Source organism: Stenotrophomonas sp. PS02300, from assembly GCF_029959395.1.
GTDB classification, from domain to species: Bacteria; Pseudomonadota; Gammaproteobacteria; order Xanthomonadales; family Xanthomonadaceae; genus Stenotrophomonas; species Stenotrophomonas maltophilia_AD.
On sequence record NZ_JASCOP010000216.1, the window covers coordinates 1 to 3,389 of the forward strand.

4 protein-coding genes and 1 pseudogene are annotated in these 3,389 nt (G+C 64.1%); 4 read left to right on the forward strand and 1 reads right to left on the reverse strand.

Features of this window, described 5'->3' with window-relative positions; genetic code table 11:
• The 3 genes and pseudogenes from QMX79_RS20360 to QMX79_RS20370 all read left to right on the forward strand — a co-directional run.
• Positions 1-120 (forward strand): annotated as a pseudogene (locus QMX79_RS20360) (IS30 family transposase); the annotation flags it as partial.
• A 244-nt stretch (positions 121-364) separates the two neighbouring features.
• The gene (locus QMX79_RS20365; protein ID WP_282248396.1) at positions 365-1,321 is read left to right on the forward strand and encodes a cation transporter; all 957 of its coding nucleotides are present in this window, start codon (positions 365-367) and stop codon (positions 1,319-1,321) included.
• Positions 1,322-1,516: 195 nt separating this feature from the next.
• Complete coding sequence (locus QMX79_RS20370; protein ID WP_282248397.1) at positions 1,517-1,924, forward strand: hypothetical protein; 408 nt, start codon at positions 1,517-1,519, stop codon at positions 1,922-1,924.
• Here QMX79_RS20370 and QMX79_RS20375 read toward each other — a convergent pair.
• Positions 1,917-2,747 (reverse strand): AraC family transcriptional regulator, encoded by an 831-nt coding sequence (locus tag QMX79_RS20375; RefSeq protein WP_282248398.1) that lies wholly within the window; start codon positions 2,745-2,747, stop codon positions 1,917-1,919. The genes QMX79_RS20370 and QMX79_RS20375 overlap by 8 nt on opposite strands.
• A gap of 111 nt (positions 2,748-2,858) precedes the next feature.
• Between QMX79_RS20375 and QMX79_RS20380 the strand changes: the two genes are divergently transcribed.
• On the forward strand, positions 2,859-3,284 hold the full coding sequence (locus tag QMX79_RS20380; RefSeq protein WP_282248399.1) for an organic hydroperoxide resistance protein: 426 nt from the start codon (positions 2,859-2,861) through the stop codon (positions 3,282-3,284).
• Positions 3,285-3,389 lie beyond the last annotated feature (105 nt).

A 3,389-nucleotide genomic window follows, 5' to 3' on the forward strand; every position in this document is an offset into this window, starting at 1 on the left:
AATATCTCTCAAGCTCAGCTTGATGCAGTTGCCCGCCAACTGAACGAGCGGCCCCGCAAGACGTTAGGCTACGAAACACCCGTCGAGCGATACCGACGAACCGTTGCGTCGATCGGTTGAATCCAAGCTATACGTCGGGCATTCGCTCAGCTTCGCTAGTCGAATGCGACCTGGAATCAATCGATGGTGCGATGGTTGGCAGATCCGCCTGAAGCTGAGCCTTTGCGTAGCTATGAGTTAAGGTTGGGGCTTGAAGCTTGAGGCGTTCCTTTGGCTGCGTAGCGAAAGCCGGGTACTCTTGCGCCTGAGGCCCCTGCGACTCCAAAGGGGTCGCGGATCCCATTAGGACTTTCCCGAATTCCCCATGAGCTTTTTGCGCCCATCCAGCTTCGACAGCGCCAGCGAACAAGGGGTATTGCGCCTATCGATCGCAGGTTCGTTCGGCGTTGCGGCAATTGCCGTTGCCTTCGGCCTGTTCGCCAACTCCTCGCTGATCATTTTTGACGGCATCTATGGCCTGATCGATGTGGTGATGACTTGGCTGTCGCTGCTGGTGGTGCGGTTGATCAGCATGTCCACCAACGTGGACGCGCTGCAGTCCCGCCTGAACCAGCGCTTCACCATGGGCTTCTGGCACCTGGAACCCATCGTACTGGGGGTCAGCGGCACGCTGATGATCGGCGCTGCATTGTACGCAGCGGTCAATGCGGTGGACGCATTGATGTCTGGTGGGCGCGAGATCGCATTGGGGCCCGCCATCGTCTTCGCGGTGATTTCCATCATCGTCGAGAGCGGTCTTGCGCTGTTCGTGCGCCGCGCCAACCGCTCCATCGGTTCCGAATTCATCGCATTGGACGCAAAGAACTGGGTGGTGGCCGCGAGCATGTCGGCCGCCTATCTGGTTGCCTTCGTCGGCGGCTGGCTGCTGCGTGGCACGGACTGGGCGTGGCTGGTGCCCTACATTGATCCGGCCATTCTGCTGGTGGTGTGCCTTTTCGTCGTGGTCGCGCCACTTGGCACCGTGCGGCAGGCGCTGTCGGACATCCTGCTCATCACCCCGGTTGACCTGCAGGCGCACGTTGACGAGGTTGCACGCGGCATCGTCGCCAAGCACGGCTTCATTGAACACCGCAGCTATGTGGCCAAGGTGGGGCGTGGCGATCAGATCGAACTGTTCTTCGTGGTACCGGCAAACGATCCGCCGCGCCCACTGGTCGAATGGGACCAGCTGCGCGACGAGATCGGTGAGGCGTTGGGTGAGGAATCGACCGACCGATGGCTGACGATCATGTTCACCACCGATCGGGAATGGACCATCTGAACGTGCCGCCATGAGCGGCTACGCCCGAGGTACGGTTTGACTGACCGTGATGGCGACGGGCGTGGCTTCGATAGAGGATTGCAACGGATTCCCAGGAATCGATCAGAACATTGCATTGGGCATTCGCGGTGGCACGGACTACCTTCCTCGGCCACGCGTTGGACGAACCGACGCGTACCCATAGGAGTGAACGCCATGAAGAAAATTACGTACGTCGCGCTGTGCCTGACGCTTGCCAGTACTGCGATTCTCGGTCACGCCACTGCCTCTCCCGCAGAAACGACCGTTTCCGCCAACCAAGGCTCATCGGCAGGAGGAGGCGAGAAGCGACGACTTATGGATTGGGTGGCAGCTCACGCCCCCGGTCACATGCCGCTGGGTCGCGATGGCTCTGTCCGCGTCGAAGGTGCCCAGCTTGTGTCCGGCCGCCTGCCAGACGAAGGCCGGCCGGGAGAGGAGTACACCGTGGAGAACACCCTGCCCGATGGCACGGTGCAGTCGTGGGGCTTCCAATGGAAGGCGGCGTCCGCCGTGCACGGCTATGGCTGGGAAATGACGCGCTACACGTTCCGCAAGGGGAGTGGCGCGCCCGCCATCAAGTGACGCGAAGCTCCTGCTTCCACTGTCGCGGCGATTGCCCGGTCTGCGACTTGAACGCGCGCGACAGCGCCGCTTCACTGCCGTAGCCGACATCCACCGCGATGCGCTTGAGCGGCTGGCCCTTGCGTAGCGCCTGTTGCACCAGGCGCGTGCGCCAGCCCTGCAGGTAGTGGCCGGGAGTGCTGCCGATGGTGTCGCGGAAGCTGTCGGCGAACGCGCTGCGCGACATGCCGGCGCGCTGGGCGAGCGATTCGAGGGTCCATTCCTGCGCGGGTTCCTCGTGCATCGCCACCAGCGCGTGGCGCAGGCGCGGGTGGGCCATGCCGGCGAGCAGGCCGACGCGTAGCTGGCCGCTTTCCATCAGCGCGCGCAGGATCTGGATCATTACCACTTCGAACAGGCGGTCCAGCAGCGCCTGGCGGCCACAGCGCTGGGCGAAGGCTTCTTCGAACAGCACCGAGAGGATCGGTTGGCCGCCGTAGAGCTCCTGCAGCGGCAGGCAGATCACCGGCGGCAGTGCGGCGGCGACCGGGCTGCTGCCGCCGCCTTCGAACTGCAGGTGGGCGCAGGCGAAGTCGGCGCCGGTGTCGGGGTCGGTCACGAAGCGGTGCGCCAGTGGGCGTGGGTAGACCAGCACGCTGGGCTGGGTGATCTCGAGCAGGCTGCCGTCGGGGTGCTCCACCCGGACGTTGCCCTCGCGGATGAGGTGCAGCTGGCCGCGCTCGCCGTCGGCGGGCAGGTCGTTGATGCCGCACAGGGCGCCGGCGTGGAAGACTTCGGCATTGACCGCAAAGCGGCCGAGCAGGGACTGCAGGCGGTCGACCATTTCGGACTCCAGATCAAGTTTTCTGGACCTTATGTTGCCACACGTCTGCCCGGGAGGCGCAAAGTACACCTCACCAACCGCCCCACCCCATTCACAGCCAGGAGCTCTCCCATGTCGATTGAAAAGGTTCTCTACACCGCACACGCCACCGCCACCGGCGGCCGCGAAGGCCACGCCACCTCGTCGGACAACGTGCTGGACGTGCAGCTGTCCACCCCGCGCGAGCTGGGCGGCGCCGGCGGCCCGGGCACCAACCCGGAGCAGCTGTTTGCTGCCGGCTATTCGGCCTGCTTCCTGGGCGCGCTGAAGTACGTGGCGGGGCAGGCGAAGGTTGCGCTGCCGGCCGAGACCAGCATCACCGGTAACGTCGGCATCGGGCAGATCCCGACCGGCTTCGGGATTGAAGTTGAGCTGCAGATCAGCGTGCCGGGCCTGCCGCGCGAGCAGGTGGAAGAGCTGGTGCAGAAGGCGCACATCGTGTGCCCGTATTCGAACGCCACGCGCGGCAACATCGATGTGATGTTGACGGTGGTCTGAGGGAGCGTGCCGACCAACGGTCGGCACCTACCCTGGTCAACACGTCGGTAGGTCGCGACCGTTGGTCGTGACAAAAAAATGGGCGGATGCCGGTCGCGTTGACCG

Excerpts from the sequence above, each read along its gene's own strand:
- QMX79_RS20365 (WP_282248396.1), top strand. The coding sequence starts at position 365 with ATGAGCTTTTTGCGCCCATCCAGCTTCGACAGCGCCAGCGAACAAGGG.
- QMX79_RS20370 (WP_282248397.1), top strand. The coding sequence starts at position 1,517 with ATGAAGAAAATTACGTACGTCGCGCTGTGCCTGACGCTTGCCAGTACT.
- QMX79_RS20375 (WP_282248398.1), bottom strand. The coding sequence starts at position 2,747 with ATGGTCGACCGCCTGCAGTCCCTGCTCGGCCGCTTTGCGGTCAATGCC.
- QMX79_RS20380 (WP_282248399.1), top strand. The coding sequence starts at position 2,859 with ATGTCGATTGAAAAGGTTCTCTACACCGCACACGCCACCGCCACCGGC.